This window comes from Leucobacter luti (assembly GCF_004217175.1).
GTDB lineage: Bacteria > Actinomycetota > Actinomycetes > Actinomycetales > Microbacteriaceae > Leucobacter > Leucobacter luti.
On sequence record NZ_SHKI01000002.1, the window covers coordinates 97,530 to 116,665 of the forward strand.

10 protein-coding genes are annotated in these 19,136 nt (G+C 66.0%); 8 read left to right on the forward strand and 2 right to left on the reverse strand.

All coding sequences use genetic code 11. The features are described 5' to 3' along the window. Positions 1–234: 234 nt before the first annotated feature. The 8 genes from EV139_RS00485 to EV139_RS00520 all read left to right on the forward strand — a co-directional run bounded on the left by EV139_RS00485 (position 235) and on the right by EV139_RS00520 (position 15,849). Entirely contained in the window at positions 235–2,055 is a 1,821-nt protein-coding gene (locus tag EV139_RS00485) for a DNA cytosine methyltransferase (protein ID WP_157992955.1), read from the forward strand. Positions 2,056–2,115: 60 nt separating this feature from the next. Next, positions 2,116–4,257, forward strand: coding sequence for an ATP-binding protein (locus EV139_RS00490; protein WP_130452372.1), 2,142 nt, complete (start codon positions 2,116–2,118; stop codon positions 4,255–4,257). Further along, on the forward strand, positions 4,258–5,574 hold the full coding sequence (locus EV139_RS00495; protein ID WP_130452373.1) for a hypothetical protein: 1,317 nt from the start codon (positions 4,258–4,260) through the stop codon (positions 5,572–5,574). It begins immediately after the preceding gene. 222 nt (positions 5,575–5,796) lie between these two features. Next, positions 5,797–6,978 carry a tyrosine-type recombinase/integrase gene (locus EV139_RS00500; protein ID WP_157992956.1) on the forward strand — a complete coding sequence of 394 codons (1,182 nt, stop codon included), beginning with the start codon at positions 5,797–5,799 and terminating at the stop codon, positions 6,976–6,978. Between the two features lie 867 nt (positions 6,979–7,845). Further along, positions 7,846–9,966, forward strand: coding sequence for a hypothetical protein (locus EV139_RS00505; protein ID WP_130452374.1), 2,121 nt, complete (start codon positions 7,846–7,848; stop codon positions 9,964–9,966). 153 nt (positions 9,967–10,119) lie between these two features. Beyond that, the gene (locus tag EV139_RS00510; protein WP_130452375.1) at positions 10,120–11,604 is read left to right on the forward strand and encodes a DUF3375 domain-containing protein; all 1,485 of its coding nucleotides are present in this window, start codon (positions 10,120–10,122) and stop codon (positions 11,602–11,604) included. After that, positions 11,597–12,493 carry a DUF4194 domain-containing protein gene (locus EV139_RS00515; RefSeq protein WP_337248815.1) on the forward strand — a complete coding sequence of 299 codons (897 nt, stop codon included), beginning with the start codon at positions 11,597–11,599 and terminating at the stop codon, positions 12,491–12,493. The genes EV139_RS00510 and EV139_RS00515 overlap by 8 nt, the downstream gene beginning before the upstream one ends. Next, a complete protein-coding gene (locus EV139_RS00520; protein ID WP_130452376.1) occupies positions 12,490–15,849 on the forward strand; it encodes an ATP-binding protein in 3,360 nt (1,119 codons plus the stop codon). The genes EV139_RS00515 and EV139_RS00520 overlap by 4 nt, the downstream gene beginning before the upstream one ends. A 98-nt stretch (positions 15,850–15,947) precedes the next feature. Here EV139_RS00520 and EV139_RS00525 read toward each other — a convergent pair whose 3' ends face one another. After that, positions 15,948–17,672 carry a dihydroxy-acid dehydratase gene (locus tag EV139_RS00525; RefSeq protein WP_130452377.1) on the reverse strand — a complete coding sequence of 575 codons (1,725 nt, stop codon included), beginning with the start codon at positions 17,670–17,672 and terminating at the stop codon, positions 15,948–15,950. Positions 17,673–17,681: 9 nt separating this feature from the next. Continuing rightward, positions 17,682–19,133 (reverse strand): NAD-dependent succinate-semialdehyde dehydrogenase, encoded by a 1,452-nt coding sequence (locus EV139_RS00530; protein WP_130452378.1) that lies wholly within the window; start codon positions 19,131–19,133, stop codon positions 17,682–17,684. Positions 19,134–19,136 lie beyond the last annotated feature (3 nt).

Here is a 19,136-nt window from a genome sequence, read left to right on the forward strand (position 1 = left end):
CGCACCCTCTTGCTTCGTCAGCGTGTGGGGCGGGTGATAGCTAGCATCCCGGGAGAAGGCTGTAATTGATCGCGGTGGAGTCAAACGTATTGTGACCAGGAGTTTTCCTAGACGCCCCTGGGGGCCAGTAGAGTGTTCTTGGGGTCGTGTCGGCTCGGCGCGTCGCGCGCCCTAGGCGACATCGGTCGTGTTCTCCTGGAGGTGAACGCCAAAGTCTGGAAGGGATGCCCGCGCGTGGTGAAGTACGCAGTGAAGCTTGAACGCTCAGCACCGCTCACCCTTCCTCGGCATCCTGATGCCCCCGAAGATGAGAATTTCACCGAATGGTGCGCGGCTGAGAAGAAATCTGGTCGTCCCCTTGCGGTCGATCTGTTCTCAGGAGCGGGAGGCCTTGGGGCGGGCGTCGAAGCAGCTGGCTGGACAGTGGTTGCTGCTGTCGATCACGACAAGGCCGCCCTGGAGACGCACCGTGCAAACTTCCGCGGACAAGCCATAGACGTTGACATGTCAGATCAGGATCAGGTCAACACCTTGATCGAGAAGCTGCGGCCACTCGGCATCGACCTCGTCGCAGGCGGACCGCCTTGCCAGCCGTTTAGTCGCGCCGGTCGGGCGAAGATCCGAAGCCTTGTCGAAGAAGGCAATCGTGACGCAGTCGACGTTCGCAAGGAGTTGTGGCGTTCTTTCATCGACGTTGTGATCGCCTTGCAGCCTCGCGCTGTCCTCATGGAGAACGTTCCTGATATGGCCATCGGTGACGACCTCATTGTGATTCGAGAGATCGCAGAGACTCTTGAGCAAGCCGGCTACATCGTGGATTACAGGCTGCTTGACGCATGGCGGCACGGTGTCCCGCAGCATCGCAAACGGTTCATCCTTCAGGCACGTCGCGATGGCGCCGTGCCAGTTTGGCCTTCGCTCAGTACGAGCGGTCCAACCGTCCGCGATGCAATCGCAGATCTGCCCTCCTTGAACGACACGACTGGAGCCCGAGAACTGCCTTACCTGGGCGAACCGACGAGCGAGCTAGCGAAGCGCTTGCGCCCTCCAGGTGTATCGAAGGTCATTCATGACCACATGACGCGTCCGGTGCGCGCTGACGATAGAGAAGCATTCGAGTTGATGACGTCTTCGACGCTCTACTCCGACTTGCCAGACCGCCTCAAACGATATCGCTCTGACACTTTCAACGATAAGTACAAGCGGCTGCCGTGGGACGACCTCAGCAGGACTATCACGGCCCATATTGCGAAGGATGGCTACTGGTATATCCATCCATCTGAGCACCGGACGCTGACAGTCAGGGAAGCCGCACGCATCCAGACGTTCCCTGACACCTTCCGGTTTGCGGGAACACGTAGCGATGCGTTCCGACAGATCGGGAACGCGGTTCCGCCGATCCTGGGCCTGGCGGTCGCTGAATCTGTCCGTGCCAACGAGACGACTGACGAGACGTGTCGTCCTCAAGCCTCAGAGATTAGACGTCGGCTTGCGGAATGGGCGGAAGAACGCAGGAAGGATGCATGGTGGCTCTTTCCTGGCCCGGAGATGACGACACTCGCGGCCGCGTTCTCTGCGCTACTCGAGGTTCACCAGCTCCAACCTGCTCAGGCTGCGGCGACGATGGCGCCGTTTCGCGGTGTGACGCAGATCACCGAGGATGTCGTTGACAGTATCAACGCGACCAAGTTCACCCAGGCGAGGCGGAACGCGGTTGATAAAGCGCTCGCCAGCTTCCAAAATTCCTCCGACATGGAGGAAGTAATTGCTGTGGATGGTTTGCTCCGACCGTTGCAGCAGAGTGCGTTCCGAATGCTCCGGGGAAGCAATCAACTAATTATCAACGCACGAATTGCCGGGGTCGTTGGTATTCTGCTCGCGCTACCCGAAGCACAAAGAGGGCAGGGAACTGACATTAAGGTCGCCCTAGCGCAACTGGTTGGTGCGGGGGAGGATGCCGCATTGCGCATGGCCGCGATCCGGGCGCTGACGGAGGAAGAGGCTAGAGAGATCATCAATACCGAGCTCGCTCCGTCCGATGAAAAGGTAGCGTAGACACATGACTAGGCGGAACATCGGCTCGACTTTCCGTTCTGCCGGACCGAGGGAGCACATATGACTGAGGAAGACATCCCTCGTTTCCGTCCTCGGGCAAGGCTGCTTCAGCTCCTGGGAGACCAACTCATCGGTAGTCCCCGTCTTGCGATCTTCGAGTTAGTGAAGAACGCATACGACGCTGATGCGACGCGAGCAGAAGTCACTATGTCGCATCTGGACACACCGGACGCGACAATTGAGGTCGTCGATGACGGTGACGGGATGTCATACGACACGCTACGAAACATCTGGCTTGTGCCCGGGCATGATCACAAGGCCAAAGATCGTGCAAAGGGTACTCGGACAACCAGAGGGCGGCTACCACTCGGCGAGAAAGGCGTGGGCCGGTTCGCTGTCCATAAGCTTGGCCGTGCGGTTGAAGTCGTGACACGCCAGGCTGATGGCCCAGAGCTGGTCTTGAAGATCGACTGGGAAGAGATCGCCAACTCAGAGTTCTTGGATGAGGCGCGCGTGGAGATCGTTGAACGCGAACCCGCGCTGTTTATCGGCAAGCAGGGAACGTCGGTAGCCGTTACCGGGCTCCGCGGCGAGCCTTGGACTCGGGGAGAAGTTCGTCGCCTCTTCCGCCAGATTACTTCGATCTCATCTCCCTTCGCGGCTCGTTCCGACGACTTCGCGGCCACGCTCATCCTCCCTCAGCAGAAGAAGTGGCTTGACGACGTTCCGGACACCGAGACCTTGCTCGAAAGTGCGCCGTGGAGATTCACCTTCTCACTCGAAGGCAACCAGTTCAGTTGGCGCTATGAGTTCCGAGGGTTTAACGGGATCGCTTTGAGTCCACGTACCGTCGAGGGGACGGAGTATGGTGTCCTGCTGGACCCTAAGGATCTCCCCGAACGCGACCAAGATTTGATTAAGGCTGAGAAGAAGCCCCCTCGTGCGGTCAGGAGCAGCCTTGCTCATCAGGAAGGTATCGGTCCGCTCTCAGGCACGTTGATGGTCTATGACCGCGACAAAGATGTGATCGAGAAGATCGGGCACAGCGCCTCACTACAGGAGTTCCTGAACGAAAGTGGCGGCATCCGCGTCTATCGCGATGGGATCAGAGTCTACAACTACGGAGAGCCAGGCGACGATTGGCTTGGTCTCGACATCCGACGAGTGAACTCTCCAACGAAAAGGATCAGCAACAACATCGTCGTCGGCGCGGTCGACCTTTCGCTGGAAGAAAGCAGGAGCCTGGAAGAAAAGACGAACCGTGAAGGGTTTGTCGAAGGTATCGCGCTTGGGCGGATGCGAGCTTTGATTCGCGGAGCGATTGCCGTTTTCGAGTCTGAGCGCAACAAGGACAAGCAGAACCTTCGGAAGCTACTGTCCAAGAAGCGTGACTCGCTGAGTGGTGGAATTGAGAAGCCACTCCAGCAGATAAAGACTCTTGCAAAGAAGAACAATCTCTCTAACGAGGTCGACCCGCTCATCGACAAAGCTCAGAAGGCATATGACGACATGCGGGAGATTATGCTCCGTGCGGGAATTTCCAGCATGTCGCTCGTGATCGTCTACCACGAGATTGATCATGGGGTCAGACTGCTGCATACCGCGCTTCGCGGAGGGGCTGACGCAACGCGTGCAGTCCAGCAGGCGCGAGACCTTGTGGCGGTGCTCGATAGCTTCGGTGATCTTCTGCGCAAAGGTCAAGCATCGGATCACGATGTTCGCGACCTTGCTGAACGTGCCGCAGAGCTGAACTCTGTTCGTCTCTCGAACCACGACATCGATCTCGAAATACGCGTAGATCGAAGCCCGAACGCCCTCTTCGCGTTATCGAGATTCCCTCTCGGACTTGTCCTCGGCGCTGTAACCAACCTCATCGACAACAGTGTCTATTGGCTGTCCTCACGATGGCCGGAGAACGAGGGTGACTCGAATCGCAAACTGCTGATCGCCGTCGACACCGAGTCCTACAGCGGTCCCGCATTGATAATTGCGGATAACGGGCCTGGCTTTGCTGATGGGCTCGAAGACTCAACGGAACCCTTCTTTACACGCCGTCCCGACGGTATCGGAGTCGGCCTGTATTACGTCAACCTCATCATGCACACGATTGGCGGTTCGCTCCGCATGGTGGACACTGACCTTGTTCCGCTCGGCCCAGATTATGATGGTGCCGCGCTCGCCCTTGTCTTCCCGAGAGGTTGAATGTTTACACCGCCGCGATTCATCGTCATCGACGACGACCTGAACCATCTTGAAGCGATCGCTACAACTATCCAGGCGCTCGGTTCTGTCTGTGCTCGCGTCCATTACACCCCCGAGAAGGACGCGCCCAAGGAATTGTTTGCTGCTGCAAGGGCGATTTTCATCGACTTGCAGCTCCAGGACCGCTCGGCGAGCAGCGACTTCAACCGTCATTTCGCGGAGATCCAGCGGATACTTGGCAAGTTTATCCAGCCGACCAACGGGCCGTACATACTTGTCCTATGGACAGATGAAGCCGGTCGAGTGGCGGAACTGCAGTCCTATCTTGAGACCAATCTCTTTGCCTCAACCCCTCATACGAAGCCGATCGCGATTGTTCCATTGTCGAAGACGGACTACATCGATATAGGAACCGGTGAACAAACAGCCGGTGATCTGGTCGAAGATATTCGCAAACACTTGAGCGCTCAACCGGCGATGAACGCGCTCGTGCAGTGGGAGGCCGAAGTGCTCAGCGCAGCAACAAGGGTCTTATCCGACATCACCACACTCACGACTGAGCTTGATGGAGACGCCCCTCTTCCGACGCTTCTTAAGCGCCTCGCAGTAGAGGCTGTTGGGCACGCGAACGCGGCCGACGATCCTCGCGCTTCTGTACATGCCGCGTTCCTTCCTCTGCTGCAAGACCACCTTCAGAACGCGTCTGAGGTGAATGACGAATGGAGTCGCGCCTTCGAATCGGCTACTGAGCCTGCACCGGCGCTCTCGAAGGCGCAGGTGAGCATGCTGAATACCAAGCTGCATATCACCCAGCCAGATAAAGTTCGAGAGATTTCACCAGTCGCGTGGGGTGCAGTCTGCGAACCTGAGGCCAACTTCGACTGGAACGAGTTCGGGCTTGACGATGAGACCGCCTACATGGAGCAAATTCTTGCGAAGGGTGTGAGGATCGATCTTGCGAAGTACAAGGCCTCTGTCGCGCAGATCCGTATCGGCGCTGCTTGCGACTACGCTCAGAAGGCTGTGGGGCCGATACCGTACGCGTTGGCAGCGCTACTACCCGTGAAAGAGGGAGAGAAATCCCACGAGCTAAATCCGAAGTCGACTGGTTGGGTTTCCCCAGAGTTGGACCTCGGAAAAGGAATTGTCCAGATCTTCGTCGATCCCCGGTTCGTGCGAGTACGTGGTGCAAAGACTGCGGCTAGCTTTAATGCCCTCGGACGCATCAAAGAGCAACTACTTCTTGAACTTGTCTCGGTGGTCAGCCATCACAGTTCCAGGCCAGGAATCGTGCGGTTCAAAGCCACCGCGAGGTAGCTCTCGAACTAGGTCGCGTGTTCAGACTAGCGACACGCACGCCGCATGACGTTGCTATTCCCGCGCGACTGCGCTCAGCCTGTGCGAGATGGATACGTAGTGTTGTCGGGCTGAAAACATCAGGGCAAACCGGGCAGGCTGGTCGAATGCAAATAGTTCAACAGGCGCCTGACTCAAGCTCTCCTCAGATCGTTCAGACTGTATGTTCCTGCGGGGATCCGCGTGGCTAGGCCCCGCACGCCAATTGGCACCTTCGGGAAGATCAGCCACCGCAAGATCAGCAAAGGCCACTGCGAGGCACGTGCTCGATACCGCGACTGGGATGGGAAGCTCCGGGCTGTCCAATGCACCGGTGCGACCCAAGCCGCCGCGGAACTCGCCCTGAAACGCAAGCTCGCGGAACGCTCTCTCTTCCAACCTGGCTTCGTCAGCCTCAGCGCCGACAGCAAGTTCTCCGCACTCGTGGACTATTGGCTCGAAGACATGGAGGTAGAAGACCGACTCTCCCGCACCACGCGACTGCTCTATGAGCGCAACATGCGCACCCTCGTCGCTCCCGCATTCTCCGAACTCACCCTCCGGGAAATCGGCGTCGCACGGTGCGACTACTTCTTGAAGCAACTCGCGAAGCAGAGCTACAACCGGGCCAGACAAGCGAGGGTCGTTCTCCGGCTCGCGCTCGGCCTGGCCGTTCGGCACGAGGCGATCACACGGAACCCGATGGATCACGTCTCTCGCCTGCGCCGACCGGCCCGAACGCCGGATGCGTTCGAAGATTCCGACATCGCGCTCATCCGCGAGGCCGTGCGTGCGTGGGAAGGGCGACCGATCGTCGCCGGCCCCCGACCAGATGGGCAGCTAGGGCAAGTCGTCGAAGTGCTCCTCGGCACCTCGGTGCGCATTGGGGAAGTGCTTGCGATCCGCATTCGAGACCTCGACCTGCGCAGCACGATCCCAACGGTGAAGATCGCCGGCACCATCATCAGCAGGAAGGGAGAACCAACCCATAGGCAGGACCATCCGAAGACCTCCCGCTCAGTGCGGAAGATCGCACTGCCGGCGTTCGCGGTAAGAGCGATCAAGGCGAGGCTGAGGAAGCGGCTCTCGATCGACCCCGATGCGCTGCTCTTCTGCAACCGTGGCGGAGGTGCGCTGACGACCAACAACGTCCGCCGTCGCCTGCGCGACGTGATGGAGAAGGCCGGACTGACCGGTGTCACACCGCACCGTTTCCGCCGCACCGGGGCAACCGCGATCAACAACGCTGGAGGTATCGACCTCGCCGCCGAACTCCTTGGGCACACCGACCCCCGGATCACGGCACAGCACTACATCGTGCGCGACGACCTCGTGAACCCTGCCACTGCCCGGATGCTTGAAGAACGATACGGAGGAACGGCGTAGTCACAGGTGGCGAACCGGTCGGAACGGAACGTAGACAGTGACCGCTATCTGTATACGTTTCGTTCTGACGCGTTCGGCGGCCGAACTCAGGCTAAGCGCACGAGCGGCGCGGAGCAGCGAGCCGTGGATCGCGTCGGATACGGTTGCCATAAACTCGCCATAAACTAGGTTCTAAAGCGGCTCGGCAGCTAGGAAGTTGGTGGGCCAATCTAGTGGCCAACATCCTGCAAAGCGTGCAAAACGTGACGCGTTGTGCAACGCATGGAACACCAAAACCCCGGTCAAGTGGGGGAAAGTGGCCAATCCGTCTGCCTGGGGGTCAAAGGGCTGCAGGTTCAAATCCTCTCAGGCCGACCAGAAAGTCTTGATCAGAGACATGTCTGATCGGGACTTTTCGCTGCAGCGCCGGACGCTTTGCTTGGCGCCCGCCTGATCGGCAAGTCGCCGCGCGACCGAGCGGTGCTGCGCCAAGCTTCATCATCGCAGTCGTTTGGTGGTCGGGCCGTTGCCACGAGTGGAGGATTCGAGCGCGAGCGTGCGGCTTCCCTGTGGCGTGAAAGCCGCACACTCGTGACGGAGCCGCACGCTCGTGGCGGGGGTGTTCCGCGAGGTCCGGCGCTCGGAGGGTAGCTCTGCACCTGTCTTGGCGGCGAGGAGCTGGGTGAGCGGGGCGATTCGCTCGCTGGCCTCGAGCCTGCTCGCCAGTGTCGAGGGGGAGGGGCCGGGGCGCGTAGCCGCGATCAGTACGCGTGGCTCGGGCGGGCCGTTGCGCCCGATCGGCTCCGCTCGCAGGATCACCCCGCGCATCACCCTGCGCCCCGGCCCACACGGCCCCACAAAAATATGAACATGGTGTAATTTCAACTTGTGAGTAAGTTTGATCTAGATTCCCGAATCGCGCCCGCGCGCCGCCGCGCCGGCGCCGAGCCCCAGTCCACCCACCGTCGCGGACCGCGCGCGGTCGTCAGCGCACTCGGCCTCTTCGCCGCCGCGACGCTGGTGATCAGCGGCGTCGGGCTCGCCTCGGCGCACCCGGCGCAGGCAGCGCCGCGTGTGCACACGGTGCCCGACGTGGCCACGCCAGCGGGGTCGCCGTCTGGCCCGCAGGCAGGCCGGGGCGAGGATGCACTGGCAGGCCAGGCCGACGAAGCGCCGGCGACCGCGCTCGAGGATGTGCAGCCGGCCAGGCTCGCCGACGCGCCGGTCACCATGCAGGACGGGCAGGCCACGGACGAGGAGCCAACCCAGTCCGTGGACCCCCAGACAGCCTCCGCCGCCGATCCGCAAGCAGCGCCGGCAGCCGACGCCCCGGCCGCAGCCGACGCACCAACCCCGGCCGACGCTCCGGCAGCCGCAGCCGACGCCCCGGCCGCATTCCGCGCCGCCGCCCCGCAGGCCACCCCGGCCGTCGCGGCCGTCGAGGACTTCGCGACCACCACGACGTTCGCGGCTCTGACGCGCCCCACTCAATACGGCGACGTGCTGTTCGCGCTTGCGAGCGTGGCGCTCGACGGGCCGGCAAACCTGAGTGGCCAGCCGATCGTGCTTGAGGCAAACGGCGTGGTGGTGGCCGAGAGCGTGCTGATCTACACGGGCGGCGGGACCTTCTCCACACTGATCCCGTTCGTGCACCAGTTCCCCGCGGGCACCCACAGCCTCGTCGCGCGCTTCGGCGGCATGCCGAACTCCGATCCGACGCAGCCGGGAGCGGCGCCCTCAGCGAGCATCCCGTTTGAGCTGATCATCGCCCAGATCCCCACCACCACCAAGATCACGAGCGCCCCGGCCTCGACCCGCGCGTTCTCGGGCGTCGACGTCACCGCTCAGGTGACCGCGACCCCGGGCGGCTACGACGGGAACGCGGTGCTGCTGGCCGACGGCTCGCCGATCATGTACGCCGACCTTGCCGCCGACGGATCGGTGCGCTTCGAAGACGCGGTCGTGCCCTTCGGCACGACCGAGCTCACGGTCGCGTACCTTGGCGACACCGCCGGAAACTACGCCGTCTCCACCTCTGCCGTGTCCCCGTTCGCGGTCGACGATGTTGCGACGACCACCGAGCTCGCGCTCTCCGCGACGGAGCTTCGCGCAGACGAGGAGGTCACGTTCACAGCCACGGTGACCTCCGACTCACCTGTCACGATGACCGCGACGGCCGACAGCCAGAGCGCGGGCACCGGTGCCGGATCGAGTGGCGCGGTCGAGTTCTTGGTCGACGGCGAAGCGCTCGAATCCGGCGCAGCGCCGATCGACCTTGACCCGGCGACCGGCGTGGGCGCGGCGAGCGCGACCCTCGTGGCTGGCGAGCTGCTGCTCGGAGATCACGAGGTCACTGCCCGGTTCGTTCCGGAACCCGGCCTCCGCACCTCCGCGAGCGAGGCGGCGCAGCTGCGCGTGCTCGGGGTGGAGACCACCCTGACCGTCGCCGATGCGGAGCTGGCGGGAACGCCGTCGAAGCCCGCAACCGTCGAGGTGACGGCGAGCACGGTTCCCACGCAGCCGAGCGCCGCGGCTGTGCAGTCACGCGCTGCCGGATCGGCCGCTGCCGGATCGGCCGCCGCACCTGCCGCGGGCGTCGACGGCTACGTCCAGGCGTTCGTGGATGACGAGCCGCTGGGGGAGCCGTTCGCGGTCGCGGCGGGGCAGGGTGCCGGCACGCTGGCAGGGCTGCCCGTGGGGAGCCACGAGGTTGAGCTGCGGCTCACGCCGGCCGCGCAGTCGCTCCTGCCCAGCGCCACCACGGTGAGCGTGCGGGTGACCGCGGACGCCCGGCCCGACGTGCTCCCCGACGGGGACACGGATGGCGGATCGGGCGATGACGCCACCCCGGGTGACGGGGCCACCCCGCGCGGTGCGACGCCGCAGGCGCCCGCAGCGCTGAGCACCACGGGCGGATCCGGCCCCGCCGCGCTCCTGCTGGGCGGCATCGCGCTGCTCGCCGGCGCGGCAGGGGTACTGTTCGCCGCACGCCGCCGCGCACGGCACTAGCCCAACCGGGCGGCTGCGAGTCGCAGCCGCCCACGCCGGCGTACCGGCTCACCGGCGCACCGGCGCACCGCCCGCGCTGGCGCCCCGGCGCACCGGCGCGCCAGCCCGCACGCCCACCCAGCTTGCGCCGCGCGCCGCCGCTATCCTTGATCGGTGACAAGTTCTCGTTCGGAAACCGCGTATCAGCGCGCGGTCGCAGCCTTCAAGAACCCCACACTCGACCTGCTGCACCGCAGGTACGCCCCGTTCGTGGTGTCGGTGCTGTCGGTGATGTTCACCGCTGAGCGCCCCACCGTCCCCATCTCTGACGCGCACGTGGAGGTGGGCACCTTCGTCGAGGAGCTGCGCGCGGCCGGCTACGACCTCGACGAGCGGACGCTGCCCAACGGCACGGGCCGCGACATCTGCCGCTCTTGGGCGCGCGTGGGCTGGCTCGTGCCGCAGATCACCGACGGTGTGGAGCTGTACCGGCTCTCCGCCCAGGCGGTCGGCGCGCTCGAGGTCGCCGGCCGGGCGGGCGGCGGACGTGCGAAGGTGTCGCGCTCGCGAGTGCGCACCCTGCTTGAATCCGTGGAGCAGCTCACGCAGAGCGCCGAGACCGATCCGGCGCTCAGGCTCGCCCGCCTCCGCGATGAGCGCGCCGCGCTCGACGCCGAGATCGCACTGATCGAGGCGGCCGGCGACGAGCTCGACCCGATCGACGACGACCAGCTGCTCGAAGACACCGAGAACGTGCTGCACCTGTCGCGGGAGCTCCCGGCCGACTTCGTGCGCGTGGCCGAGTCGATCAACGCGATGCAGCGCGACGTGATCGCCGAGCTGCGCCGCGACGAGCGCCCCGCCGGCGAGGTGCTGCGCGAGTACCTGCACCGCGGCGAGCACGTGATGGAGGCTACGCCCGAGGGCCGCGCCTTCGCTGGCGCGCTGAAGCTGATCGGCGATCCCGAGCACATTGACCACCTCACCGACCAGCTGCAGGCGCTGCTCGGCAAATCGTTTGCGCACCTCATGACCCCCGAGCAGCGCGGCGAGCTGCGCGCCATCGCGAAGCGCGTGGAGCAGGGCGTGCAGGAGGTGCTGCAGGCGCAGCGCCGCGCCTCGCACGTGATTACCACGCAGGTGCGCACGCACGATCCGATCCGCGACCGCGAGGTCGACGAGCTGCTGCGCAGCGTGATGTCCGGGCTGCAGGCCTGGGTGCCCGATTCGAGGGCGGGGGATCGGATCGACCCGCTGCGCAGCCTCCCCACGGCCGGCGTGCGGCACCTGCGTCAGACCGTGAGCGACCCGCGCCCGCCCACCGCCCCAGCGCCGCTGCGCGACCCGGGGGAGCAGGCAGAGTTCGTCGACGCCGACACCCGGGCCTGGGGCGGACCAAACTACGCCGAGCTTGAGGCGTACCTGGCGGGGCTTGAAGCCGAGAGCTTCGACCTCGCCGCCGCGTTCGCGGGCATCGGCGACGCCGAGACGCGCCGCCCGGCAGACCTGCTCGGGCTCCTTGAAATCGCCCACCGGAACGGGCTCGTCGAGAGCGCGGAGGTCTCCGTGGTGGAGGCGCTCCGCCCCGACGGCACGGCCCGCCGCTTCGCCTTTGGCGCGGTCACCGCGCGCACACTGAAAGTTGAATCGCATGACTGAACAGCCACTCGCCGCGGACCCGCGGGGCGCCGCGGCGCCCGCGTCGGACGCAGCCGCGATGCCCGCTCCCGACGCAGCCGCGCCGGACGCCTCACTCGCCGCAGCCGCACCCCCCGCGCCCGCTGCGGAGCCGCCCGCCGCCGAGACCTCGTTCGTCGCAGCGGTGGCGATGGAGAACGACCCCGAGGAGTTCTTCCCGGGCGACCGCGGCGTGCTCGATCCGGCCGTGCGCCGGGTGCTCGTGCGCCTGCTGCAGCGCCGGGTGATCTTCGCCGACAAGCACGCTGACGAGTGGGCAGTGCTGCTCGAAAACCAGCAGGTGATCGAGTCGCGCCTGCACGACCTGTTCGTGCGGCTGGTCGTCGATCCCGCCCGCGGCGTGGCGTACAAGCAGCAGGTGCGCTCCGAAGAGCTCGAGGTGCCGGTGCTGCTGCGCGACGAGTCGTACAACCGCGCCGAGACCCTCGTGCTCGTGTACCTGCGCACCGTGTATCAGCGCGAGTCGACGGCGGGGGAGCCGTCGGTGCGGATCGACGTCGAGGAGATCGAGCAGACCGTGCTCAGCTACTTCAGCGAGCGCGAGGGCAGCACCGCTGCCCGCCAGAAGACGATCCGCAGCGCCCTCGGGCGACTGCGCCAGGAGGGCATCGTCGAGGAGGAATCGGAGGGCCGCTACCGGGTGACCCCGCTGGTCGAGATCGTGCTCAGCGCGGACCGGCTGCGCGAGTTGCAGGGCTGGCTGCGCGAGCAGCTGGCCGCCTCGGCCGCCCCTGCGGAGACGACCGCCGCCGCCGAAGACGCCGCCGACTCCGTCGCCGAAGACACCGCGGCGGCGGCGCAGGACCGCACAGACGCCGCTGCGCAGGGCCGGGAGGGCGACGCCGCATGACCATGATCGACACCCTTTTCGGGCTCATCCCCGCGAACTCGCGCGGGCAGCAGTGGATCGCCGACGAGCTGCAGCTCGTGAACTGGGGCGGCTACGACGGCGCGCACCGCGTCAAGTTCTCGCCGCGGGCGACGCTGCTGTGCGGCGGATCCGGATCCGGCAAGTCCACGCTCATGGACGCGTACATCGCGCTCATGATGCCGCACACCACCCCGTTCAACGGTGCCTCAAACGGCGGCGTGACCGGGCGCTCCCGCGGCGACGAGCAGCGCAACATCCTCTCCTACGGCCGCGGCAAGCTCGACGAGTCGCGCACCGACGAGGGCACCCGCGTGCGCGTGCTGCGCGGCGACGGCGAAGACACGTGGACGGCGATCTCGATGACGTGGACCGACCACGACGGCTCGCAGTTCACGGCCGTGCGCGCCTGGTACATCCCCGCGGCCGCGCGCATCATCGAGGACACCGTCCGGGTGCGGGCCACGGTGGACGGCCCGCTGAGCCTCGACGCGCTCGAGGTCGCGGCGGCGCAGCGCCTCACCGACGCGTCGGTGCGGGCGGCCGGGCTCGAGACCTTTGCAACCGACCGAGAGTTCTCGGCCAAGATCCATGCCGTGCTGGGGATCGGGGCCGCCGGCGCCGGCGCGAAGGCGATGAGCCTGCTCGCGCGGATCCAGGCGGGCCAGCAGATCACCACGGTGGACGAGCTGTACAAGCGCATGGTCCTTGAAGAACCGGAGACGCTCGCCACGGCGGACGCGGTTGTGGGCCACTTCGACGAGCTTGAGGGCACGCGCATGCGCATGGTCACGGCGCAGCGCCAGGTGCGCGCGCTGCGGCCAATCCGCGACATGCGGGGCCGCATCGAGGCCGCCGCCGAGCAGCTGCGCCTCATCGACGAGATCGGGCGCTTCAGCGATCCCGAGTCGCTCGCGGCGCTGTGGGGTGCGGACCGTCGCCTGGCGCTGCTGCGCGAGGTCGAGGCCGAGCTGCAGCAGGAGAAGGCCGCGGCAGACGCGGAGTCGCGCACCCAGCAGGCGCTCGCCTCGGCCGCGGAGGCCGAGCGCGACGGGCTCGTGGAGGTGCTTCGCAACTCCGGCGGGGACCGCATCGAGCGCGCCGAGCGCGACCTGTCGATCGTGGAGAAGCGGCTTGAGACGGTCACCGAGGCGCGTCGCCGCTTCGACGCAGCGATCGGGCAGCTCGACGAGGACGCCGCGACCGAGAAAGCGTTTACCGCGCTCGCGGCCCGCGCCCGTGACGCGCTCGCGGATCCGGGCGCCAAGGTGGCGGCGCGCGACGCATACGCCGACGCCCGCGGCGCCACGAACGCGCTCCGCGCGAGCCTCGCCGAGCTCGCCGACGAGCGCGGCCGCACCGAGGGGCTGCGCGGCAACATTCCGAGCGCCCTGCACGAGGCGCGGGCGCTGCTCGCGGACGCGGCCGGACTGCCCGTCTCGGAGCTCCCGTTCGTGGGCGAGCTGATCGAGGTGCGCACTGAGTTCGAGCCCTGGCGCGAGGCGTTCAACCTGGCGCTCGGCGGTTTCGCCACCACGCTGCTCATCGACGCGGCCCAGCTGCCGCAGTTCCGTGCCGCGATCAACGAGCTCCGGGTGCCCACCCGGCTCCGCTACGAGGGCGTGCACACAGGCCAGGCCCGATCCGGCAGGCTCGACCCGCAGCGGCTGCCCGGTCGGCTTGACTACCGCGAGAGCCCGTTCACAGGGTGGCTCGAAGCGCGGCTGGAGGAACGCTTCGGCTTTGTGTGCGTCGACGGCGCCGAGGCGCTGGGCCAGCACTCGATGGCGCTGAGCCTCACCGGCCAGATGTCGCAGGGCGCCCGCGGCGCGCACGGCGGCCACGGCCGGGCGAACGTGCTCGGGTTTTCAAACCAGCGCCGGCTCACGGACCTCGCGGATCGGCTTGGCGAGCTCGAGCGGCGCGTCGTCGCCGCTGAGGCGACCGAGCAGGCCGCGGCGGCCGCGCTCGACGCGCTTGACGCCCGGCACGCGGCGTTCGCGAAGATCAGCGAGTTGACCTGGGACCAGATCGACGTCGCCACGCTTGAGAGCGAGCGGGCGAACTGGGAGCGCGTGGTCGCAGAGCTGATTGCCGGCAGCCCGGAGATCGAGGCGCTTTCCGCGCAGATCGCCGCCCTCAAGAAGAAGATTGAGGGGCTGCAGAAGCTCGTCGGCCGCGCCGAGGAGCAGCAGGATCGCATCGCCACCCGCTGGGCCGAGGTGACCGACGAGGTCGATGCCGCGCAGCGCGCGCTCGACGACGCCGAAGACGCGGGGCGCGCGCTCGCGCCGCAGCACACCGAGTACCTCGACGATCGCTTCAGCGCCCCGCCCGAGGGCCGCGACCGCAGCCGGGCCGACCGGCTCGTGCGCTTCGACGCGGCGCTGCAGTCGGCCTCGAAGCAGCTGCTCGACGACCAGGCGACCGCCCAGGACACGCTTGAGGAGCAGCGGGCGCACCTGCGGCGCGCGCTTGAAGGCTTCCTTGAGAGCTGGCCAAACCCGAACCTGCGCGCGGATCCGGACTCCTCGCTGCGAGACTTCGAGCGCATCCTCCGGGAGCTTGAGACGAGCGGCCTGCACGAGCTGGAGACCGAGTGGAAGCACAGCCTGCTCAAGCTCTCGGGCAACGACCTCACCAACCTCGACTCCACGCTCAGCCGCTCGATCCGCGAGATCAAGGAGCGCATCGAGCCCATCAACCGGATCATGCAAGATTTGCCGTTCTACGACGACGATCACCGGCTGCAGATCACGCCGCGCGAGAACCAATCGGAGGCGCGGCGGCGCTTCCGCAGTGAGCTGCGCGAGGTGCGCGGCCTCATCGGGGCGGCGACGACCGACGCGGATCGCGAGCAGGCGTACGAGCGGATGAAGAAGTTCATCAACCGGATCCGCCGCACCGCCCCGGACTTCGCCAGCCTCGTGGACGTGCGCAACCACGTGCGCGTGAGCGCCGAGAAGGTGCACGCCGACACGAAGCAGCACGCGGCGCTCTACGACCACATCGGCGAGAAGTCGGGTGGCGAGTCGCAGGAGCTGATCGCCTTCATCGTGGGCGCCGCCCTCCGCTACCAGCTGGGGGACGCCGACGCCGAGCGCCCGCGCTACGCGCCGGTGTTCCTCGACGAGGCGCTCATTAAGGCTGACGCGCACTTCACGAAGCGGGCGATCGGCGCCTGGCGGGGGCTCGGGTTCCAGCTGGTGATCGGCGCCCCGAACGACAAGTACAGCGCGATCGAGCCGCACGTCGACGTGGAGTACGACATCCTGAAGGACACGAGCGGCCGCTCCTGGGCAAAGCCGAAGGTGGGCCTACCGGCCGACGCGGGCTAGGCGGGCGGGGCCGCGCGGGGCCGGGCGGCATGCCCGCCGCCCGCGCGGCCTGCCCGCCGCCCGCCGCCCGCCGCCCGCGCGGCCTTCAGGGCGCCGGTCTACTCCTTGCCGTGGAGAAAATCGAGGTCTGCCCCCTCGGAAGCCTGCACCACGCTAGTCGCGTACAGCCGCCGCCATCCCCGCTTCGGAGGTTCTGGCAACACGAGGTCCGCGCGCCGAAGCTCGAGCTCGGCCTCGTCCACCAGGAGATCGACCGTGCGATTGGGGACGTCGAGTTTGATGCGGTCCCCGGTACGCACAAGCGCCAGCGGCCCGCCGAGCGCCGCCTCCGGGGAGACGTGCAGCACGATCGTGCCGTACGCGGTCCCAGACATGCGGCCATCCGAGATCCGGACCATGTCACGAATGCCCTGCTGCGCGAGGTACTTCGGAATCGGGATCGACCCGGCCTCGGGCATGCCGGCAGCAACCGGGCCAATGTTTCGCATGACGAGCACGTGCTCGGGGGTGAGCCCGAGTGCTGGGTCGTCGAGCGTGTCCTCCACCTCTTCGAGCGAGTCGAACACGTGAGCGATCCCCTCGTGCACCATGAGATGCGGGGAAGCCGCGGCCGCCTTAATGACGGCGCCGTCCGGGGCGAGCGAACCGCGGAGCGTCACGAGCGCTCCGGGGCCCTTCAACGGCTTGCCGGTGCGGCGGATGGTGTCCTGCCACTCCTGGGGACCTTCCGCGTCAGCGAGCTGCTCGCCCAGCGTCTTGCCCGTGACGGTGAGCGCGTCAAGATGCAACACGCTTTCGAGCTCCTTGAGGAGTGCGGGCATGCCGCCGTCGCGGTGCATATCCGGGAGATAGTTTGAGCCGGCGGGCTTGCAGTTGACCAGCACGGGGATCTGCTGCGCAATGTCATGGAAATCATCGAGGTTGATGTTCAGTCCGAGACGACGAGCGATCGCGGTGAGGTGGATGATCGCGTTCGTGGAACCAGCGATCGCGGCGAGCACCATGATTGCGTTCTTGAACGCATCCTCGGTCATGATCTCCGACGGCTTGCGCCCGGACCGGGCAAGCTCAACCGCCTGTCGCCCCGTCTTCACCGAGATGCGGAGCCGTTCCGATGACACCGATGGTGCGGTGCCAGAGAATGGGAGGGACATCCCCAGCGCCTCGACGACACACGCCATGGTCGACGCTGTTCCCATCACCATGCAGGTGCCGGCTGAGGGCGCGAGCTCGGCGTTGATCTCCCAGATTTGCTTCTCGCTGACGCTGCCGCCTCGGAACTCGGTCCACATGCGTCGGCAATCAGTGCACGCGCCCAGCCGCTCACCCTTGTAGTTTCCGACGGTCATCGGTCCGACCACGAGCTGGATTGCGGGGATATCCGCGGACGCAGCCGCCATGAGCTCGGCGGGAACTGTTTTGTCGCAACCGCCGAGCAGCACTACTGCGTCCATCGGCTGGGACTTGATTTGCTCCTCGACCTCCATGGCCATCAGGTTGCGGAAGAGCATGGTGGTGGGGTTCGTGAGGATCTCTCCGAGTGACATCACCGGGAACACGAACGGGATGCCGCCGGCCTCGAGCACACCGCGCTTGACTGCGTCGATCATCTGCGGCATCTCGCGGTGACAGGTGGTGTAATCGGACGTCGTGTTCACGATGCCAATGACGGGACGATCAATGTCGTCTGGGTCGAGCCCGGCCGAGTTGAGGAACGCGCGTCGAATGAACTTGCTGAACCCCACATCGCCGTAGTTGGTGAGGTTCCCGTCCACGCCTTGGATGCGTGACCCCTCGGGCGTGGTGATGTCTTCGTTGCTCATCGTCGATCCTTACAGAGTGAGAATGGTCGCCTTCGCGACCGTGTAATCGAGTATTCCCTCGGAGCCGCCCTCGCGGCCAAACCCGGATTCCTTGACGCCACCGAACGGGGCCTCCGCGGTGGCCACCGCCATTGTGTTGACACCGACCATGCCGGCTTCGATCCGCTCCGAAGCGAGAAACGCGGTGCTGAGATTGGTGGTCCAGACGTAGCTCGCGAGGCCGAAGACCGTGGAGTTTGCGATCTCGATTGCCTGCTCAAACGAGTCGAACGTCACGATTGGCGCCACCGGAGCGAACGGCTCGTCGCTGAGGATCTTGCTGTGGGGTGGGACATTCACGAGAACGGTCGGTTCAAAGAAATACCCGTGCTCGAAGCGTGGGTCGCGCTGACCCCCGAGCGCGACCGTCGCCCCGGCGGAGACCGCGTCGGCGACCAGCGCCTCGGTCTGCGCGATCTGACGACGATTGCTCAGCGGGCCGACCGTGGTCTCGGGGTCGTGCCCGTCGCCCAGCTGCAGCTCGCGCGTGGCCGCGATGAACGCTTCGGTGAACCTCTGGGCCACGGTGTCCTGGACGATGAAGCGTGATGGTGACGCGCACACCTGCCCGGTGTTTCTGAACTTCGAGGCAACGCACGCGCGGGCCGCGGCTTCGACATCTGCATCCTCAAACACGAGCACTGGCGCGTGGCCGCCAAGCTCCATTGACACCGCCACCAGATTGTCGGCTGCCAGGTGCAGCAGCGTGCGGCCCACGGCTCCTGAGCCGGTGAGCGAGAGCTTGCGCACGATCCCCGAATTGATGAGCTGCTCACTGATCCGAGAGGCTGGACCGGTGAGGGCCGTGATGACTCCGGCCGGGACCCCGGCGAGCTCGCACGCCCGAACAATCAGGAGCGACGAGAAGGGCGCCTCCTCCGTGGGCCGCAGGATCACTGAACAGCCCGCGGCAAGCGCCGGCGCGATCTTGCGCGCCGGCAGGAGCGCCGGAAAGTTCCACGCGGCAAAGGCTGCGACGACGCCGACGGGTTCGCGCCGCACGATGATGCGATTCGCCGTCGAGTGACCGTCGACGGTGCGACCGTAAATGCGTCGTGCCTCGTCCGCGTACCAATCGAACTGATCCGCGGTTGCAAGCCACTCTGCTTCGGCCTCGCGCACCGGCTTGCCCTGTTCGTCGGTCATCAGTCGGGACGCCTCGGGGGCCCACTCTCGCAGAATGTCTGCGACCCGTCGGATGGTTGCGGATCGGGTCCAGGCGTCCGTGTTTCGCCACACAGCGAGCCCGCGTTCGGCCGCGGCAAAGCCATCCGCCACGTCCTCCGGTGACGCCTGCTCAATGGTGCCGATTGCGATCTCCGTGGCGGGGTTGAAGACCTCCGTGGTCGCGCCGGTCGCTCCGGTGCGCCACTCGCCGTCGATGAAGAGCCGGCCGGGGATGATCGTGGGGAATGCGTGCATGGG

What these genes read in the sequence shown, in the direction of transcription:
- EV139_RS00490 (WP_130452372.1), top strand. Translation starts at nt 2,116, where the DNA reads ATGACTGAGGAAGACATCCCTCGTTTCCGTCCTCGGGCAAGGCTGCTT.
- EV139_RS00495 (WP_130452373.1), top strand. Translation starts at nt 4,258, where the DNA reads ATGTTTACACCGCCGCGATTCATCGTCATCGACGACGACCTGAACCAT.
- EV139_RS00515 (WP_337248815.1), top strand. Translation starts at nt 11,597, where the DNA reads ATGACTGAACAGCCACTCGCCGCGGACCCGCGGGGCGCCGCGGCGCCC.
- EV139_RS00520 (WP_130452376.1), top strand. Translation starts at nt 12,490, where the DNA reads ATGACCATGATCGACACCCTTTTCGGGCTCATCCCCGCGAACTCGCGC.
- EV139_RS00525 (WP_130452377.1), bottom strand. Translation starts at nt 17,672, where the DNA reads ATGAGCAACGAAGACATCACCACGCCCGAGGGGTCACGCATCCAAGGC.
- EV139_RS00530 (WP_130452378.1), bottom strand. Translation starts at nt 19,133, where the DNA reads ATGCACGCATTCCCCACGATCATCCCCGGCCGGCTCTTCATCGACGGC.